General features: G+C 64.3%; 12 protein-coding genes and 1 other RNA gene. 6 read left to right on the top strand and 7 right to left on the bottom strand.

Features of this window, described 5'->3' with window-relative positions; genetic code table 11:
• Nucleotides 1–55 precede the first annotated feature (55 nt).
• Together J7573_RS19735 and J7573_RS19730 are read left to right on the top strand one after the other, a co-directional pair.
• Nucleotides 56–823: a transporter substrate-binding domain-containing protein gene (locus J7573_RS19735; RefSeq protein WP_294339182.1), complete on the top strand. Its 768-nt coding sequence runs from the start codon at nucleotides 56–58 to the stop codon at nucleotides 821–823.
• A gap of 140 nt (nucleotides 824–963) precedes the next feature.
• Nucleotides 964–1,389 (top strand): hypothetical protein, encoded by a 426-nt coding sequence (locus tag J7573_RS19730; protein ID WP_294339180.1) that lies wholly within the window; start codon nucleotides 964–966, stop codon nucleotides 1,387–1,389.
• Nucleotides 1,390–1,520: 131 nt separating this feature from the next.
• Here J7573_RS19730 and ffs read toward each other — a convergent pair.
• From ffs to J7573_RS19705, 5 genes are all read right to left on the bottom strand, one after another.
• An RNA gene (ffs, locus tag J7573_RS19725) (signal recognition particle sRNA small type) lies at nucleotides 1,521–1,617 on the bottom strand.
• 248 nt (nucleotides 1,618–1,865) lie between these two features.
• Nucleotides 1,866–4,196, bottom strand: coding sequence for an NAD-dependent DNA ligase LigA (gene ligA / locus J7573_RS19720; protein WP_294339178.1), 2,331 nt, complete (start codon nucleotides 4,194–4,196; stop codon nucleotides 1,866–1,868).
• Between the two features lie 100 nt (nucleotides 4,197–4,296).
• Nucleotides 4,297–5,187 carry a cell division protein ZipA gene (gene zipA, locus J7573_RS19715; protein ID WP_294339177.1) on the bottom strand — a complete coding sequence of 297 codons (891 nt, stop codon included), beginning with the start codon at nucleotides 5,185–5,187 and terminating at the stop codon, nucleotides 4,297–4,299.
• 204 nt (nucleotides 5,188–5,391) lie between these two features.
• On the bottom strand, nucleotides 5,392–8,880 hold the full coding sequence (gene smc / locus J7573_RS19710) for a chromosome segregation protein SMC (protein ID WP_294339175.1): 3,489 nt from the start codon (nucleotides 8,878–8,880) through the stop codon (nucleotides 5,392–5,394).
• 3 nt (nucleotides 8,881–8,883) lie between these two features.
• Nucleotides 8,884–9,543 carry a GntR family transcriptional regulator gene (locus J7573_RS19705; protein WP_294339172.1) on the bottom strand — a complete coding sequence of 220 codons (660 nt, stop codon included), beginning with the start codon at nucleotides 9,541–9,543 and terminating at the stop codon, nucleotides 8,884–8,886.
• Between the two features lie 267 nt (nucleotides 9,544–9,810).
• Between J7573_RS19705 and xdhA the strand changes: the two genes are divergently transcribed.
• From xdhA to guaD, 4 genes are all read left to right on the top strand, one after another.
• A complete protein-coding gene (gene xdhA / locus J7573_RS19700) occupies nucleotides 9,811–11,265 on the top strand; it encodes a xanthine dehydrogenase small subunit (RefSeq protein ID WP_294339170.1) in 1,455 nt (484 codons plus the stop codon).
• Nucleotides 11,258–13,657, top strand: coding sequence for a xanthine dehydrogenase molybdopterin binding subunit (xdhB, locus tag J7573_RS19695; RefSeq protein WP_294339168.1), 2,400 nt, complete (start codon nucleotides 11,258–11,260; stop codon nucleotides 13,655–13,657). Before xdhA ends, xdhB begins: the two co-directional genes overlap by 8 nt.
• A 137-nt stretch (nucleotides 13,658–13,794) precedes the next feature.
• Nucleotides 13,795–14,640: a xanthine dehydrogenase accessory protein XdhC gene (gene xdhC, locus J7573_RS19690; protein ID WP_294339166.1), complete on the top strand. Its 846-nt coding sequence runs from the start codon at nucleotides 13,795–13,797 to the stop codon at nucleotides 14,638–14,640.
• Nucleotides 14,641–14,650: 10 nt separating this feature from the next.
• Nucleotides 14,651–15,955 carry a guanine deaminase gene (gene guaD, locus J7573_RS19685; protein WP_294339164.1) on the top strand — a complete coding sequence of 435 codons (1,305 nt, stop codon included), beginning with the start codon at nucleotides 14,651–14,653 and terminating at the stop codon, nucleotides 15,953–15,955.
• On the opposite strand, the gene aqpZ is transcribed toward guaD, so the two are convergent.
• On the bottom strand, nucleotides 15,952–16,650 hold the full coding sequence (gene aqpZ, locus J7573_RS19680) for an aquaporin Z (RefSeq protein WP_294339161.1): 699 nt from the start codon (nucleotides 16,648–16,650) through the stop codon (nucleotides 15,952–15,954). The genes guaD and aqpZ overlap by 4 nt on opposite strands.
• 250 nt (nucleotides 16,651–16,900) lie before the next feature.
• Nucleotides 16,901–17,656 (bottom strand): GntR family transcriptional regulator, encoded by a 756-nt coding sequence (locus J7573_RS19675; protein WP_103446554.1) that lies wholly within the window; start codon nucleotides 17,654–17,656, stop codon nucleotides 16,901–16,903.
• Nucleotides 17,657–17,706: the final 50 nt, after the last annotated feature.

Below are 17,706 nucleotides of genomic sequence, written 5' to 3'. Positions count from 1 at the left end.
CCTGCGCGGCTCGTCTAAGCTAAGCAACTGGCGCGCTGTTCATGGAGGATGTGCATTGCGACGTTTGCTGGCCCTGCTATTACTCTGGACCACCTACAGCCAGGCGGACCTCCCGGTGCTGCGCTTTTCCGTGGCCGAGAGCTGGAGCATGCCGCTGGTGCGGGTCGAAGGCGACCAGCCGGTGGAGGGCCTGGTATTCGACCTGATCCAGGCACTGGCCCGAGAGGCCGGCGTGCGCCCGGAGTACCACGTGATGGCCCGCCTGCGCCTGCAACAGGCGATGGATGCTGGCGATATCGATGTGCGCTGCTATGTGAGCAGCCAGTGGTTCAATGATCGGCCGGGGAATTTCGTCTGGAGCATTCCGTTGATTCTGCAGCGCGACGTGCTGGTCGGGCGACCGGGCGACGCCACCCCTGCTCGCCCTGAACAACTGCCACCGCAGGCGATCGGCACGGTGCTGGGGTATGCCTACGGTACGCTGGAGCCGCTGTTTGCCCAGGGGCGCCTGCTGCGGGAGGACAGCCGCAGCCAGCAACTGGCGCTGCAGAAGCTGCAAATCGGGCGGTATCAGCATGCAGTAAGCAATGAGCTGTCACTGCAGTGGTTCAACCAGGGATTGCCAGCCGAACAGCGGCTGCCGATACAGGCCGTGCTGGAGGAACAGGCGCTGGGGTGCATGGTGAGGAATGATCCGGCGATACCGACCCAGGGGGTTTTGCGGGCGTTGGTGCGGATGAAGGAGTCGGGGGAGATTGAGCGGATTGTGCGGCGGTATGGAGCGACGGAGTATTCGCGGGGAATTTCGGTGATACAGCCTTGAGCCGGATTGGAAAACACACCTCTGATAACCCCGGAAGTGCCAGCGACAAGTTGATATCAATAGGCCATTACTCAGTGTAGAGTTACGCGCCCCGACGCCCAGCGGCGGGCGAGAAACGTACCCACACTAAGGAAAGCTGCATGTCCACCGTTCGAAATCTGACCGCTGCCGCATTGATAGCGCTGACCACTGGCTGTGCCACCGGCCTCAATTCGGTCCAAGAGTCGGAACTCGCTGGCTACCGCGCCAGAAACCTCTCGGTAGAAGAGAAAAAGCCTGGGCTTGCCGCTGGCCTTGGCCTGCTTCCAGGTGGCGGATCGTTCTACGGCCGCGCCTACGGCTTTGGCGTGGTGAACCTGCTGTGCTGGCCGCTCTCCATCCTCTGGGACCCTGTCAGTGGGCATGACGCTGCAGAGATGATCAACTATCAAGCCACCAAGGCCCATGTTGCAACGCTGAAAAAACGCGATATGGACGAGCTGGATGCCCAGCTGGAAACTGAAGCGATCGACATCAAGCGCTACGCGCTCGACAAGCGCAGGATCGAAGAGAAATACAGCCTTTGAGGGCATCAGCCAATCAGCGCCGTACAGGCGGCGCTCGTTCTCACAGCGGACAGCTGTAATCAGTGATCAAAAGCTGGGAGAGGTGATGCGCAGGGCCGAATGAAACTTTCCGACCCCGGAAATGGAGGCGGCCCCACCAGCCACACCCCGGCACTCGATGTTCCCGCTATGGCTGCTCCCTTCCGGGCCTGACCAGGTTAACGGGTAATCAATGCGGGGGGACCGATGGGGCCACCACTACGCGGCTCGCCAAGCAGCGAGCCGCGCCATTGTACCGGTCTGGGGCGAAGATACAACCTCTGTGGAAGAAAAAGTCATCATTTCTCAATGACTTGTCTGGGCTGTGGCGGCCGGCATGACCAAAAGAGGCCCCTGGCAGGAGCAGGCCTGCCCGCGAACACCGGCAAAGTCGGTGCCATCGACCGCGTTGCCTGCTTCGCGGGCACGCCCGCTCCCACAGGGATTGTGGCAAGTCATCAGACGGTGATGCCCTGCTCCGCCAGGAAGGCTACGAAAGCCTCTTCATCCAGCACCTTCACCCCAAGCTCACTGGCCTTGGCCAACTTGGAACCCGCGCCAGGGCCAGCGACCACGCAGTGGGTCTTGCCAGACACCGAGCCGGCCACCTTGGCACCCAGCCCTTCCAGCTTCTCCTTGGCGATGTCGCGACTGAAGCGCTCCAGGGACCCTGTCAGCACCCACGTCTGGCCAGCCAGCGGCAGGCCTTCGGCCACCTTCTTCTCGCTGCTCCAGTGCATGCCGAAGGCCAACAGCTGGGCCTCGATATCACGGGCCAGCTTCTGGTTGGCCTCATCCTTGAAGAACTCGCGCACCGCTTCGGCCTGTTTCGCCGCCAGGGCCTGGCGCAGGTCGATGCCGTCAGCCGCGATGATCTTGTCCAGGCTATCGAGCTTGGCGACCAGCTTCTCGGCGCCGGTCGGGCCAACCGAGGCAATGTCCAGCTTGGCGATCATGCCGGCAAGGGTCGTGCTGGCGGCGAACTCGGCAGCCAGCTCGCCTTCATCCTGCAGCTGCATGCCACAGGCCAGCAACTGTTCGATGACCTTGCGGTTGTGCTCGTCCTCGAAGAAGTTGTGGATCTCGTAGGCGACTTCCAGGCCGATGTCCGGCAGGTAGGTCAGCACCTGCGGCAGCGCCTGCTGCACGCGGGCCAGGCTGCCCAGCGAGCGGGCCAGGACCTTGGCGGTCTCCTCGCCGACATCCGGAATGCCCAAGGCGTAGATGAAGCGCGCCAGGCTCGGGCGCTTGCTGGCTTCGATGGCGTCCAGCAGCTTCTTGCTGGAGACCTCGGCAAAGCCCTCCAGGCCGACGATCTGATCGAATTCCAGCGTGTACAGGTCGGCCGGCGAGCTGATCAGGCCTTCATCCACCAGTTGCTCGACGCTTTTCTCGCCCAGGCCATCGATGTCCATGGCGCGGCGCGAGACGTAGTGAATGATCGCCTGCTTGAGCTGGGCGGCACAGGCCAGGCGGCCGACGCAGCGGTACACCGCACCTTCACTGGTGGTTTCCTTGCCCTTGCTGCGCTTGACCAACTGGGTGCGCTCGACCTGCGAGCCACAGACCGGGCATTCGCTCGGCACCTGCACCGGGCGCGCATCGTCGGGACGGCGCTCAAGCACCACCTGCATGACCTGCGGGATCACGTCACCGGCACGGCGGATGATCACCGTATCACCGATGCGCAGCCCCAGCCGGGCGATTTCGTCCATGTTGTGCAGGGTGGCGTTGGACACCGTCACACCTGCCACCTTGACCGGCTTCAGGCGCGCCACTGGCGTGACCGCGCCGGTACGGCCGACCTGGAACTCGACGTCGAGCACTTCGGTGAGCTCTTCCATGGCCGGAAACTTGTGGGCGATGGCCCAGCGTGGCTCGCGCGCACGGAAACCCAGCTCGCGCTGGGCCGCCAGGCTGTTGACCTTGAATACCACGCCATCGATCTCGTACGGCAAGCTGTTGCGCCGTTCGCCGATGTCGCGGTAGTAGGCAAGGCACTCCTCAATACCGGCCGCATGCCTGAGCTCGCGGCTGATCGGCAGCCCCCACTGCTTGAGCTGCTCGAGAATGCCGATGTGGCTTTCGCCGATGCTCTCGGAAACCTGCCCGACGCCGTAGCAGCAGAATTCCAGCGGGCGGCTGGCGGTGATCTTCGAATCCAGCTGGCGCAGGCTGCCGGCAGCGGCGTTACGCGGATTGGCGAAGGTCTTGCCGCCCGCTTCGGCTTGGGCGGCGTTGAGGCGGTCGAAGCCGGCCTTGCTCATGTACACCTCGCCGCGCACTTCGAGCACGGCGGGCCAGCCTTCGCCCTGCAGCTTCAGCGGGATGTTGCGCACGGTGCGCACGTTGGCGCTGATGTCCTCGCCGGTGGTGCCGTCGCCACGGGTCGCACCCTGCACCAAATGGCCGTCACGGTACAGCAGGCTCACCGCCAGGCCATCGAGCTTCGGCTCGCAACTGAAATCCACCGCGCCAGGCTGATCGAGCCCCTCGACCACCCGGCGGCCGAACTCGCGCAGGTCGCCCTCCTCGAAGGCGTTGCCCAGGCTGAGCATCGGCACTTCATGACGTACCTGACTGAAAGCTGCCAGGGCAGCGCCGCCGACACGCTGGGTGGGCGAATCTGGGGTCACCAGGTGCGGGTGCTCGGCTTCGAGCGCCTTGAGTTCGTTGAACAGGCGGTCGTATTCGGCATCGGGCACGCTCGGCTCGTCGAGCACGTAATAGCGGTAGTTGTGCTGGTCGAGCTCGGCGCGCAGTTCGTGGATTCGGGTTTCGGCGGTCATTTTTCAGGTTCTCTTGCAAAGCAAAAGAGCAGCCCAGGGCTGCTCTTGCGCTTGAAACAGGGTGGGTGGGACCGAGGCGAGGTCCACCCACTTGGGCACATCAGCGCTTCTGGGTCAGCGCACGGCGCTCGAACTCGACGATGCGCTGGCGGTAGTGCTCGATGGTCTGGGCGGTCAGCACGCTGCGCTGGTCGTCCTTCAGTTCGCCATTGAGCTCGTGGGCCAGTTTGCGCGCTGCCGCCACCATCACGTCGAAGGCCTGCTTCGGATGACGAGGGCCTGGCAGGCCGAGGAAGAAGCTCACGGCACGGGTGCTGAAGTGGTCGATGTCGTCCAGGTCGAAGATGCCCGGCTTGACTGCGTTGGCCATGGAGAACAGCACTTCACCGTGACCGGCCATGCTTTCGTGGCGATGGAAGATGTCCATCTCGCCAAAACGCAGGCCGCTTTCGAGGATGTTCTGCAGCAGGGCCGGGCCCTTGAAACCGCCTTCGTCGCGGGAAATCACGCTGATCACCAGCACTTCCTCGACCGGTGGCAACTCCTTGGTTGCGTTGCCGGTGGCAGCAAAACCGCTGTTGCGGGTGTTGTCGGCGGCGAAATCTTCATCGGCATCGGCGAACAGGTCGGGTTCACGCGGTTCGGCGGCCAGGTTCAGGTCGCCCTGCTGCTGCGCTTCTGCCGTGCGCTTGCCGCGTTTGCTGGCCTTGGCCGGCTTCGGCTCACGCTCACGTTCGCGCTCACGCGCCGGTGCACTGAGCGACGGCAGGTCGGCCTCGTCCAGTTCAGGCTCCTTCTGGGTATCCAGCACCCGCGACGGGCCGAGCACTTCAGCGTTGCCCTCCTCGTCTGGCAGGTTGGAATAACTGCGATCCAGACGGAATTTCAGCTTGCCTTTTCCGCCGCGCATGCGGCGCCAGCCGTCGAAAAGAATACCGGCGATGACAATGACGCCGATGACGATCAGCCACTCGCGCAGACCGATTTCCATGTAATCCCGTGCCTCTATAAAAATATGCTTGAAAACAAAGGGTTCAAAGCCCTTTAACACGTGGCGCCAACTCTATGTTCTGACAGGCGTTTTACCCACGCAAAAAACGAGTGACATTAAGCTAGCACGACCAAAGGCAACTTTACACCGTCTGTCGCACATGACAGGGGCATTTGCCTACAGTTTTCGTCCCATCTTCGCTCATCAGGCGTCCACCATGGCCAAGGCCTCCTCCACATCAACTGCAACAAGACGTGAGCAACCGGGCTCATGCATGGTCACCCCCATCAATTGATCCGCCATCTCCATGGCAATCTTGTTATGGGTGATGTAGATGAACTGCACGCTTTCACTCATTTCCTTGACCAGCCGGGCGTACCGCCCGACGTTGGCATCGTCCAGCGGCGCATCGACCTCGTCGAGCATGCAGAACGGTGCGGGGTTCAACTTGAAGATGGCAAACACCAGCGCCAATGCGGTCAGTGCCTTCTCGCCGCCGGACAGCAAATGGATGGTGCTGTTCTTCTTGCCCGGCGGACGCGCCATGATCGTCACCCCTGTATCGAGTAGATCTTCGCCCGTCAGTTCCAGATAAGCGCTGCCGCCACCGAAAACTTTTGGAAAAAGTGCCTGTAATCCGGCATTTATCTGATCAAAGGTATCCTTGAAGCGGTTGCGGGTTTCCTTGTCGATCTTGCGGATGACGTTTTCCAGGGTCTCCAGGGCCTCGACCAGGTCGGCGTCCTGGGCGTCCAGGTAACGCTTGCGCTCGGACTGTTGTTCGTACTCCTCGATGGCCGCCAGGTTGATCGCACCCAGGCGCTGGATGCGGCCTTCGACCTGCTCCAGCTCCTGCTCGGTACTCTGCTCGGTGGCTTCAGCCTCGACCGTGGCGAGCACTCCCTGCAAATCGTAGCCGTCAGCGAGCAATTGTTCCTGTAGGGTTTTGCGACGGATATCCAATCCCTGGTTCTCCAAGCGCATCTGTTCCAGCTGACCACGCAGCATCTGGGCTTGCTGCTCGGCCTGGGTACGGCGCTTTTCGGCGTCGCGCAGTTCGCGGTCGGCTTCATCCATGTGCAGGCGAGCCAGGCGCATTTCCTCATCGACGCTCATGCGCCGCTCCAGCAGCTCTTCGAGCTTCAGGCGCAGCTCTTCCTGGGGCGCCTCACCCTCTTCCAGGTTCAGGCTCAGCTGCTCCTGGCGCTCGCTCAGGCGTGCGGCCTGCTGCTCCAGGCGTTCAAGGGCCTGGCGGGTGGAGTCATGCTGGGCACGCAGCGAGCCCAGGCGCACGGCCAGTTGGTGGGCGTGATCCTTGTGTTGGCGAGCTTCCTGACGGATGCGATCGAGGCCTTCGCGCAGGGTGTCGCGGCGTGCCATCAGCTGTTCGCGCTGCTCGGCGTCCTGGGCCATCAGGTCCAACGCCTCCTGCAGCACCAGACGAGCCTCGCCCAATTGCTCCTGCTCCAGGGCACGCTGCTCCTGAAGCTCGGTCAGTTCTTCCTGCAGGCGGCGACGGCGCAGCTCCACCTGCTCGGCACGGGCGCGGCCAGCGGAGAGGCTGGCCTTGAGCTCGCCGTGCTGGCGGCTTTCATCCTGCGTGCGGCGGCGCAGCTGCTCGCGCTGCTCCTCCAGCTCCAACTGCTGCTCGCGGGTTGCCTGAAGCTGCTGGTCCAGCTGCTCCAGCGCTGCTTCAAGCTCGAGCTGCTCCTGACCCAGGCGTTCGATTTCCTGACCACGGGCCAGCACGCCACCTTGGGCCTCGCCACCCCGGCTGACGCGCAGGAAGTGGCGGCCAACCCAGTAGCCATCTCGGCTGACCAGGCTCTGCCCTTCACCCAAGGCTGCGCGCCTTGCCAAGGCCTCGGCAAGGTCTTCGACCGGTTGCACCCGGCCCAGCCACGGGGCCAGGTCGATGTGCCCTTCGACCTTGTCGAGCAGGCTGCCGGGCTGACGCTCGCCGCCCCCGGTCGCCAGCAACAGGCGCAGCTCGCCCTGCTCCAGGCCGTTGAAATCCAGCCCGGCAAAATCATCCAGCAGCACGGCCTGCAAATCGGCGCCGAGCACGGTTTCCACCGCCAGCTCCCAACCCGGCTCCACGCGCAGGCCCTCCGCCAGGCGCGGGCGCTGCTCCAGGCCTTGCTCGCGCAGCCAGTCGGCGGCGCCGACGCCCGGCTCCAGCGCAGCCTGTTGCAGCGCCTCCAGCGAGGCCAGACGCCCGCCGAGGCGTTGCAGGTCGCCCTGCTGCTGCTGTTGGGCACTGGTCGCCTGCTGCAATTGCTCGCGCACGCTTTCCAGGCGCTCGACCACCTGCTCCTCCGACAATTGCAACTCTTCAAGCAGCATCTCGCTGCTGGCCAGTTGTTCGGAGAGATCGAGCAGCGAGGCATCCTGTGGCTCCACACCCAGTTGCTCGCCTTCTTCGACCAGCTTGCGCTGTCGCTCGGCCAGGCGCTCCAGGCTGGCCTCCAGCTGCTGCAGGCGTGCCTGCTGCACTTCGGCCTGGCGCCGAGGCTCGGCAGAGCGGGTATTGAAACCGTCCCATTGCTCCTGCCAACCGTGCATGCCCAATTCGGCTTCTTCGAGGGTGGCGGCAGCCTCTTCGGCGGCGGCCAGGGTCAGCTCCTGCTCCGGCTCGAGCATGGCCAGCTCTTCACCCAGGGTGGCCAACAGGGTGCGGTCATGACCCAGGTGCGATTCGGTTTCCTGGCGGGTGCGCTCGGCTTCCTTGAAGTCGTCCTGCAACTGGCGCAGGCGCTGCTGGCCGTGCTGGATGCTCTGCTCGACCCGGGCGATATCACCGGCCACCGAGTAGAAGCGGCCCTGTACCTGGTTGAAGCGCTCGGACAATTCATGGTGGCCATCGCGCAGGCGCTCGATGCTGGCATCGGCATTGCGCTGCTCGGCGACCAGCGCCTCATGGGCGATGTCCTGATCGCCGATCACCGTCTCGCGCTGGCGTACGCGCTCATCCAGGTCGCGCCAGCGCAGCGCCGACAGGCGCGCCTTCAGCTGGCGTTCCTGGGCCTTGTATTCGCGATATTTCTCGGCGGCCTGGGCCTGGCGGTGCAGGCGTTCGAGCTGGCGTTCCAGCTCTTCGCGCAGGTCAGTCAGCCGCGCCAGGTTCTCCTGGGTGCGACGGATGCGGCTCTCGGTCTCGCGGCGGCGCTCCTTGTACTTGGAGATGCCGGCCGCCTCTTCGATGAAGTTGCGCAACTCTTCGGGCTTGGCCTCGATCAGCTTGGAGATCATGCCCTGTTCGATGATCGAGTAGCTGCGCGGGCCCAGGCCGGTGCCGAGGAAGATGTCGGTGATGTCCCGACGGCGGCATTTGGTGCCGTTCAGGTAATAGCTGTTCTGTCCGTCACGGGTGACCTTGCGGCGAATGGAAATCTCGGCATAAGCAGCGTATTCACCCAGCAAGGTGGTTTCGCTGTTGTCGAACACCAGCTCGATGCTGGCCTGGCTCACCGGCTTGCGACTGGTGGAGCCGTTGAAGATGACGTCGGTCATCGACTCGCCGCGCAGGTTCTTCGCCGAACTCTCGCCCATCACCCAGCGCACCGCGTCGATGATGTTGGACTTGCCACAGCCGTTGGGGCCGACCACGGCCGCCATGTTGCTGGGGAAGTTGACCGTGGTCGGGTCGACGAACGACTTGAACCCGGCCAGGCGAATGCACTTCAGGCGCATCGGTCAGCCCCGGGCCAGCGCCGCCAGCACCAGTTCGCAGCTGCGCTGGCCATAGGCGGTGAGCACCTCGCGGATGCGCGACAGGTCACGGGCAACCACGGCATCGAGCAGTCGGGCGAACAGGTCGAGGTAGTCGTCCATGTTGGCCTGGCGCTGGTCCAGGGCCAGGTAATAGGCGCGACTCATGGCCGGCTGCAGGTTTTCTACGGTTTCCTGCAGGTAAGGGTTGTCGGCGAAAGGGTATGCCGCACGCATCACCGCGAAGCTCTCGGCGACAAATACCTTGATGTCCTGGCGGTCGCGTGCCTGCTGCAGGCGCTGCTGGATGTCCAGGAACGGGCGCAGGTCGGCTTCCAGGCGCCATTTCTGGGCAACGGCGTTGCCGAGCAGGATGTAGAACTCGCCCATCAGGGTGCACAGGCTGCGCACGCTGCGCTCGTCCAGTTCAGTGACATGGGCGCCACGTCGCGGCAGGATCGCAATCAGATGGCGACGTTCGAGGATCAACAACGCTTCGCGCACCGAGCCACGGCTGACACTGAGGGCCTGGGTGACCTTCTGCTCCTGGATCCGCTCACCGGGCGCAAGCTCGCCGCGAATGATGCGTTCGGCCAGGTAGTCGGCAATCTGCTCGGAGAGGCTGTCCGGCGCCTTGAACGTCATGGTTTTCCTTCAAAATCATTGAACTGGGCACAAGGGAGCGATTGTAGCGCACTTGCCCAGCGCACGCGCAGAGGGGCGCGGCGCTTTATTTGAACGGCCAGGCAGCCAGCCACACGGCGCGATCTATGCTTGTGATAAGGGCACTGTGTTCGGCTGGGCGTCGACATGCGCAATTTCCTGACCTTTGAGTCAGAAAAATATTGACCACTGCGACAGGTCTGCTTATTGTCCGCCCAACAACAATAAAACCATTGCGAGGCCATCCCCGTGATCCAGTTTCTCGTCAACCAGGAGCTGCGTAGTGAGCATGCCCTGGACCCGAACATGACGGTGCTGCAGTACCTGCGTGAGCACCTGGGCAAACCCGGCACCAAGGAAGGCTGCGCCAGTGGCGACTGCGGCGCCTGCACCGTGGTGGTCGGCGAGCTTGTCCAAAATGAACAGGGCGAGGATAGCCTGCGCTACCGCAGCCTGAACTCCTGCCTGACGTTCGTTTCCTCCTTGCACGGCAAGCAACTGATCAGCGTCGAAGGCCTCAAGCACAACGGCCAACTGCATAGCGTGCAACAGGCCATGGCAGATTGCCATGGCTCGCAATGCGGCTTCTGCACCCCCGGTTTCGTCATGTCGCTGTTCGCCCTGCAGAAAAACAGCCAGGGCGCCGACCTGCACCAGGCCCAGGAAGCCCTGGCCGGCAACCTGTGCCGCTGCACCGGTTACCGCCCGATCCTCGACGCCGCCGAGCAAAGCTGCCGGCTGCCCTGCCGCGACCAGTTCGACGCCCAGCAGGGGCAGACCATCGCCCGCCTCAAGGCCATCGCCCCGACCCAGACCGGCGAGCTAAACAGTGGCGACAAGCGCTGCCTGGTGCCTCTGACCGTGGCCGACCTGGCCGAGCTGTACAGCTCGCACCCTGAAGCCCGCCTGCTGGCCGGTGGTACCGACCTGGCGCTGGAGGTCACCCAGTTCCACAAGACCCTGCCGGTGATGATCTACGTCGGCCACGTCGCCGAACTCAAGCGCATCGACAAGACCGCCAGCCACCTGGAAATCGGCGCCGCCACCCCGCTCACCGACTGCTACGGCGCACTCAACGAGGAATACCCGGACTTCGGCGACCTGCTGCACCGTTTCGCCTCGTTGCAGATTCGCAACCAGGGCACCCTCGGCGGCAACATCGGCAACGCCTCGCCGATCGGCGACTCGCCGCCCCTGCTGATCGCCCTGGATGCGCAGGTGGTCCTGCGCCAGGGCGAGCGCCAGCGGGTGATGCCGCTGGAAGACTACTTCATCGACTACCGCATCACGGCCCGCCAGGACAGCGAGTTCATCGAGAAGATCATCGTGCCACGCGCCAGCAACGACTGGGCCTTCCGTGCCTATAAAGTGTCCAAACGCCTGGACGACGATATCTCCGCCGTGTGCGGCGCCTTCAACCTGAGCATCGAAGACGGCGTGGTCAGCGGCGTGCGCATCGCCTTCGGCGGCATGGCGGCCATCCCGAAGCGCGCCCGTGCCTGCGAAGCCGCCTTGCGCGGTAAACCGTGGAACCAGGCCAGCGTCGAACGCGCCTGCCAGGCCCTGGCCGAAGACTTCACCCCGCTCAGCGACTTCCGCGCCAGCAAGGAATACCGCCTGCTGACCGCGCAGAACCTGCTGCGCAAGTACTTCATCGAACAGCAAACGCCCTACATCGAGACCCGGGTGACCGACTATGTCTAACCATCACGTAGCCAAGAGCCAGGCCGAGATGGCCGAACTGTTCAGCCAGGACCTGACCACCGGGGTCGGCCGCAGCGTCAAGCACGACAGCGCCGACAAGCATGTGTCGGGCGAAGCGCTGTACATCGACGACCGCCTGGAATTCCCCAACCAGCTGCATGTCTATGCGCGCACTGCAGACCGTGCCCATGCGCGCATCCTGCGCATCGACACCACGCCCTGCTACGCCTTCGAAGGCGTGCGCATCGCCATCACCCACGAAGACATCCCGGGCCTGAAAGACATCGGCCCGGTGGTCGCCGGCGACCCGCTGCTGGCCATCGACAAGGTCGAGTTCTTCGGCCAGCCGGTGCTCGCCGTGGCGGCCCGTGACCTGGATACCGCGCGCCGTGCGGCCATGGCTGCCATCGTCGAGTACGAAGACCTGGAGCCAGTGCTGGACGTGGTCGATGCCCTGCGCAAGAAGCACTTCGTGCTCGACAGCCACACCCACCAGCGCGGCGATTCGGCCGCCGCCCTGGCCAGCGCTCCGCACCGCCTGCAAGGCACCCTGCACATCGGCGGCCAGGAGCACTTCTACCTGGAAACCCAGATCTCTTCGGTGATGCCCACCGAGGACGGCGGCATGATCGTCTACTGCTCCACGCAGAACCCCACCGAAGTGCAGAAGCTGGTCGCCGAAGTGCTCGACGTGCCGATGAACAAGGTGGTGCTGGACATGCGCCGCATGGGCGGCGGCTTCGGCGGCAAGGAAACCCAGGCGGCAAGCCCGGCCTGCCTGTGCGCGGTGATTGCGCGCCTGACCGGCCAGCCAACCAAGATGCGCCTGCCGCGGGTCGAAGACATGACCATGACCGGCAAGCGCCACCCGTTCTATGTGGAGTACGACGTCGGCTTCGACGACGACGGCCGCCTGCACGGCATCAACCTCGACCTGGCCGGCAACTGCGGCTACTCGCCCGACCTGTCCGGCTCGATCGTCGACCGCGCCATGTTCCACTCCGACAACGCCTACTACCTGGGCGATGCCACCGTGCACGGCCACCGCTGCAAGACCAACACTGCCTCCAATACCGCCTACCGCGGTTTCGGCGGCCCGCAGGGGATGGTCGCCATCGAACAGGTGATGGACCACATCGCCCGCCACCTGGGCCGCGACCCGCTGGCCGTGCGCAAGGCCAACTACTACGGCAAGACCGAGCGCAACGTCACCCACTACTACCAGACCGTCGAGCACAACATGCTCGAGGAGATGACCGCCGAACTGGAAGCCAGCAGCGACTATGCCGAGCGCCGCGAGTCGATCCGCCGCTTCAACGCCAACAGCCCGGTCCTGAAGAAAGGCCTGGCGCTGACCCCGGTCAAGTTCGGCATTTCGTTCACCGCCACCTTCCTCAACCAGGCCGGTGCGCTGATCCACATCTACACCGACGGCAGCATTCACCTGAACCACGGCGGCACCGAGATGGGCCAGGGCCTGAACACCAAGGTGGCACAGGTGGTGGCGCAGGTGTTCCAGGTCGACTTCAGCCGCATCCAGATCACCGCCACCAATACCGACAAGGTGCCCAACACCTCGCCGACCGCGGCGTCGAGTGGCGCCGACCTGAACGGCAAGGCCGCCCAGAACGCCGCCGAAATCCTCAAGAAGCGCCTCACCGAGTTTGCCGCACGGCACTACCAGGTGACCGAGGAAGACGTCGAGTTCCGCAATGGCCACGTGCGCGTGCGCGACCAGATCGTCAGCTTCGAGCAACTGGTGCAGCAGGCCTACTTCGCCCAGGTGTCGCTGTCGACCACCGGCTTCTACCGCACGCCGAAGATCTACTACGACCGCAGCCAGGCGCGCGGCCGGCCGTTCTACTACTTCGCCTTCGGCGCGGCCTGCGTGGAAGTGATCGTCGACACCCTGACCGGCGAGTACAAGATGCTGCGCGCCGACATCCTGCATGACGTGGGCGACTCGCTGAACCCGGCCATCGACATCGGCCAGGTCGAAGGCGGCTTCATCCAGGGCATGGGCTGGCTGACCACCGAAGAGCTGGTGTGGAACGCCAAGGGCAAGCTGATGACCAACGGCCCGGCCAGCTACAAGATCCCGGCGGTGGCCGACATGCCGCTGGACCTGCGGGTGAAGCTGGTGGAAAACCGCAAGAACCCGGAAGACACCGTGTTCCATTCCAAGGCCGTGGGCGAGCCGCCGTTCATGCTCGGCATCGCCGCCTGGTGCGCGCTCAAGGACGCCGTGGCCAGCATCGCCGACTACCGCGTGCAGCCACAGGTGGATGCGCCGGCGACGCCGGAGCGGGTGTTGTGGGGTTGCGAGCAGATGCGCAAGGCGGTGGCTGCAGCGCAGCCTGCCGAGCCGGAACTGGAACCCGTAACGCACTAGCCAGGCCGACATCTGACCCTGTGGGAGCGGGCTTGCCCGCGAACAAGGGCGAAGCCCTTGCCATGCACCGCGGTGGCTTCTTCGCGGGCAAGCCCGCTCCCACATGGACCGCGTGTACACACAAGAGAGGTTGAATCATGCACCAATGGATCAACGCCCTCGCCGACCACCAGTCCCGCGGCGAAGCCTGCGTGCTGGTGACCATCATCGAGGAGCGCGGCTCAACCCCGCGCAACGCTGGCTCGAAGATGGTCGTCAGCGCCACCGGCCTGTTCGACACCATCGGCGGCGGCCACCTGGAATACAAGGCCCTGCACATCGCCCGGCAGATGCTCGAGGAACACCGCAACACCCCGCACCTGGAGCGCTTCAGCCTCGGCGCCAGCCTCGGCCAGTGCTGCGGCGGCGCCACCGTGCTGCTGTTCGAGCCGATGGCTGCGGTGCAGGCGCACATCGCCGTGTTCGGCGCGGGCCATGTCGGCCGTGCTCTGGTACCCTTGCTCGCCGCGCTGCCCTGCCGGGTGCGCTGGATCGACTCGCGTGAACAGGAATTCCCCGAACTCATCCCCAACGGGGTGTGCAAGGTCGTCAGTGAAGAACCGGTCGACGAAGTCGCGGACCTGCCGCCAGGCAGCTACTGCATCGTCATGACCCACAACCACCAGCTCGACCTGGAACTGACCGCCGCCATTCTCAAACGCAACGATTTCACCTGGTTCGGCCTGATCGGCTCGAAGACCAAGCGGGTCAAGTTCGAGCACCGCCTGCGCGAGCGCGGCTACGACGATGCCGTGCTGGCGCGCATGCGCTGCCCGATGGGCCTGCCCGAGGTCAAGGGCAAGCTGCCGATCGAGATTGCCGTGTCCATCGCCGGCGAAATCATTGCCACCTACAACGCCTGCTTCGGCCAGCACGACGCTGCCGCCAACGCCGGCCCCATTGCCCAGTTGCTGCCGCCCTCCCGGCGCAGCCAAGCCATTTGACGAGTGTGTTATGACCGTTACCCGCAAAGCCTACCGTGCCGCCATCCTGCACAGCATCGCCGACCCGGCCGAGGTAGGCCTGGACGCTTCCCATGAGTACTTCGAGGACGGCCTGCTGGTGATCGACGATGGCCGCATCAGCGCCGTCGGCCCTGCCAGCGAGCTGCTGCCGACCCTGGCGGCCGACATCGAGGTGGTGCATTACCAGGACGCGCTGATCACCCCAGGCTTCATCGATACCCATATCCACTTCCCGCAGACCGGCATGATCGGCTCCTACGGCGAACAACTGCTGGACTGGCTCAATACCTACACCTTCCCTTGCGAGAAGCAGTTCGCCGACAAGGACCACGCCGACAAGGTGGCGAAGATCTTCCTCAAGGAACTGCTGCGCAACGGCACCACCACCGCCCTGGTGTTCGGCAGCGTGCACCCGCAGTCGGTCAACGCCCTGTTCGAAGAAGCCGAGCGCCTGGACCTGCGGATGATTGCCGGCAAGGTGATGATGGACCGCAACGCCCCGGACTACCTGACCGACACCGCCGAGTCCGGTTACACCGAGAGCAAGCAGCTGATCGAGCGCTGGCACGGCAAGGGCCGCCTGCACTACGCGGTGACCCCACGCTTCGCCCCGACCAGCACGCCGGAACAGCTGGCCCTGGCCGGTCAGCTGCTGAAGGAATACCCGGGCCTGTACATGCACACCCACCTGTCCGAGAACCTCAAGGAAATCGACTGGGTGAAAGAGCTGTTCCCCGAGCAGAAAGGCTACCTGGACGTCTACGACCACTTCGAGCTGCTCAGCGAGCGCTCGGTGTTCGCCCACGGCGTGCACCTGTGCGACAGCGAATGCCAGCGCCTGGCGGAAACCGGCTCGGCCGTGGCCTTCTGCCCGACCTCCAACCTGTTCCTCGGCAGCGGCCTGTTCAACCTGCCCCAGGCCGAGCGCTTCAAGGTCAACGTGGGCCTGGGCACCGATGTCGGCGCTGGCACCAGCTTCTCGCTGCTCAACACACTGAACGAGGCGTACAAGGTGATGCAGCTGCAAGGCGCGCGCCTGCACCCGTACAAGTCGCTGTATCTGGCCACCCTCGGCGGCGCTCGCGCCTTGCGCCTGGACGACCGTATCGGCAGCCTGCGCCCGGGCAACGATGCCGACTTCGTGGTGCTCGACTACAAGGCCACGCCGCTACTGGACTACCGCATTCAGCAGTCCAGCAGCATCGAAGAAACCCTGTTCGTGCTCACCACCCTGGGCGACGACCGCACCGTGCGCGAAACCTACGCCGCCGGGCGTTGCGTGCACCAGCGCTAAGGCTCTTTCGCCAGGCGCCGGTACAGCGCGCCGCCGATCGCAGCCCCGATCAGCGGCGCCACCCAGAACAGCCACAGCTGCTGCAGGGCCCAACCGCCGACGAACAATGCCGGCCCCGTGCTGCGCGCGGGGTTGACCGAGGTATTGGTCACCGGGATCGAGATCAGGTGGATCAAGGTCAGGGCCAAGCCGATGGCAATCGGCGCGAAGCCTGCCGGGGCACGGGCGTCGGTAGCGCCCATGATCACCACCAGGAACATCGCGGTCATCACCACTTCACTGACAAAGCCCGCGCCCAGCGTGTAGCCGCCAGGCGAGTGGTCGGCGTAGCCGTTGGACGCCAGGCCCGAGGACAGTTCGAAACCGGCCTTGCCGCTGGCAATCAGATAGATCACGCCAGCGGCCAGGATGGCGCCGATCACCTGGGCGATCACATAGGGCAGCAGCTCTTTAGCCGGGAAGCGTCCACCCACCACCAGCCCGAACGACACGGCGGGGTTGAGATGACAGCCGGAGATATGACCAATGGCGAAGGCCATGGTCAGCACGGTAAGACCGAAGGCGAAGGCGACACCGAGCACACCGATGCCGACGGGAGAACTGGCTGCGAGCACGGCACTGCCGCAGCCACCAAGAACCAACCAGAAGGTGCCGACCAGCTCGGCCCCCATCCGTGTACCCAGAGACATGGTCATCGACCTTTCCTCAAGAAGTGGAACGCAACGGATGCGCAAGCCCAACTGCTTGATGAAGGTTTGCTCACAAGAATTTAGCAGAGGTTTGGCTATTGGCCAGTAACAGCACAGGGCCGCTGCGCGCCCCATCGCCGGCAAGCGCGGCTCCCACAAGGTACTGCACATTCCTTGAGGTCAGTGCTGTACCTGTAGGAGCCGCGCTTGCCGGCGATGGGGCGCGAAGCGGCCCTGAAATCAGCCAGGCAAACGATCAACCCTTGGCGGACGCCTTGGGCTTTTTCAGCAGGTGGGAGAACACCGCATGCAGATCGTCCGAAGCGCTTTCCTCGTCCAGGTTCAGCTTGCTATCGATATGATCCATGTGGTGCATCATCAGGCTCACCGCCTGCTCGGCATCACGCGCCTCAATGGCATCGATCAATTGCATGTGCTCGTCATACGAGCAGTGCGAGCGGGTGCCAGTTTCGTACTGGGCAATGATCAGCGAAGTCTGCGACACCAGGCTGCGCTGGAAGCTGACCAGCGGGGCGTTGCCTGCCGCTTCGGCCAGCTTGAGGTGGAACTCGCCGGAAAGGCGGATACCGGCGCCACGGTCGCCACGGGAGAAGCTGTCACGCTCCTCGCGCACCATCTGGCGCAGTTCGTTGAGCTGCTCCAGCGTCGCGTGCTGCACGGCCAGTTCGGTAATGGCACGTTCGACCATGCGCCGCGAGAAGAACACCTGACGGGCCTCTTCCACCGTCGGGCTGGCCACCACGGCACCGCGGTTCGGCCGCAGCAGCACCACGCTTTCGTGGGCCAGGCGCGACAGGGCGCGGCGGATGATGGTGCGGCTGACGCCAAAGATCTCGCCCAGCGCTTCCTCGCTCAACTTGGTGCCCGGCGCCAATCGCTGCTCGAGGATCGCCTCGAAGATGTGCGCGTAGACGATGTCGTCCTGGGTACCACTGCGGCCGGCCTTGCCAGTGCGCGCAGGTTTTTTCAGAGGTTGCAGCTGTTCGTTCATGGGCTCTCGAGGCACGAAGAGAAAGTATGGCGCCATTGTACACAGGCTGA

Origin of the sequence: Pseudomonas sp. (genome assembly GCF_017744435.1) — a bacterium.
Lineage (GTDB): Bacteria > Pseudomonadota > Gammaproteobacteria > Pseudomonadales > Pseudomonadaceae > Aquipseudomonas.
This window is presented reverse-complemented; position numbering and strand designations above follow the sequence as displayed.

Coding starts and splice junctions, on each gene's coding strand:
- J7573_RS19730 (WP_294339180.1), top strand. CDS start 964: ATGTCCACCGTTCGAAATCTGACCGCTGCCGCATTGATAGCGCTGACC.
- ligA (WP_294339178.1), bottom strand. CDS start 4,196: ATGACCGCCGAAACCCGAATCCACGAACTGCGCGCCGAGCTCGACCAG.
- zipA (WP_294339177.1), bottom strand. CDS start 5,187: ATGGAAATCGGTCTGCGCGAGTGGCTGATCGTCATCGGCGTCATTGTC.
- smc (WP_294339175.1), bottom strand. CDS start 8,880: ATGCGCCTGAAGTGCATTCGCCTGGCCGGGTTCAAGTCGTTCGTCGAC.
- J7573_RS19705 (WP_294339172.1), bottom strand. CDS start 9,543: ATGACGTTCAAGGCGCCGGACAGCCTCTCCGAGCAGATTGCCGACTAC.
- xdhB (WP_294339168.1), top strand. CDS start 11,258: ATGTCTAACCATCACGTAGCCAAGAGCCAGGCCGAGATGGCCGAACTG.
- xdhC (WP_294339166.1), top strand. CDS start 13,795: ATGCACCAATGGATCAACGCCCTCGCCGACCACCAGTCCCGCGGCGAA.
- guaD (WP_294339164.1), top strand. CDS start 14,651: ATGACCGTTACCCGCAAAGCCTACCGTGCCGCCATCCTGCACAGCATC.
- aqpZ (WP_294339161.1), bottom strand. CDS start 16,650: ATGACCATGTCTCTGGGTACACGGATGGGGGCCGAGCTGGTCGGCACC.
- J7573_RS19675 (WP_103446554.1), bottom strand. CDS start 17,656: ATGAACGAACAGCTGCAACCTCTGAAAAAACCTGCGCGCACTGGCAAG.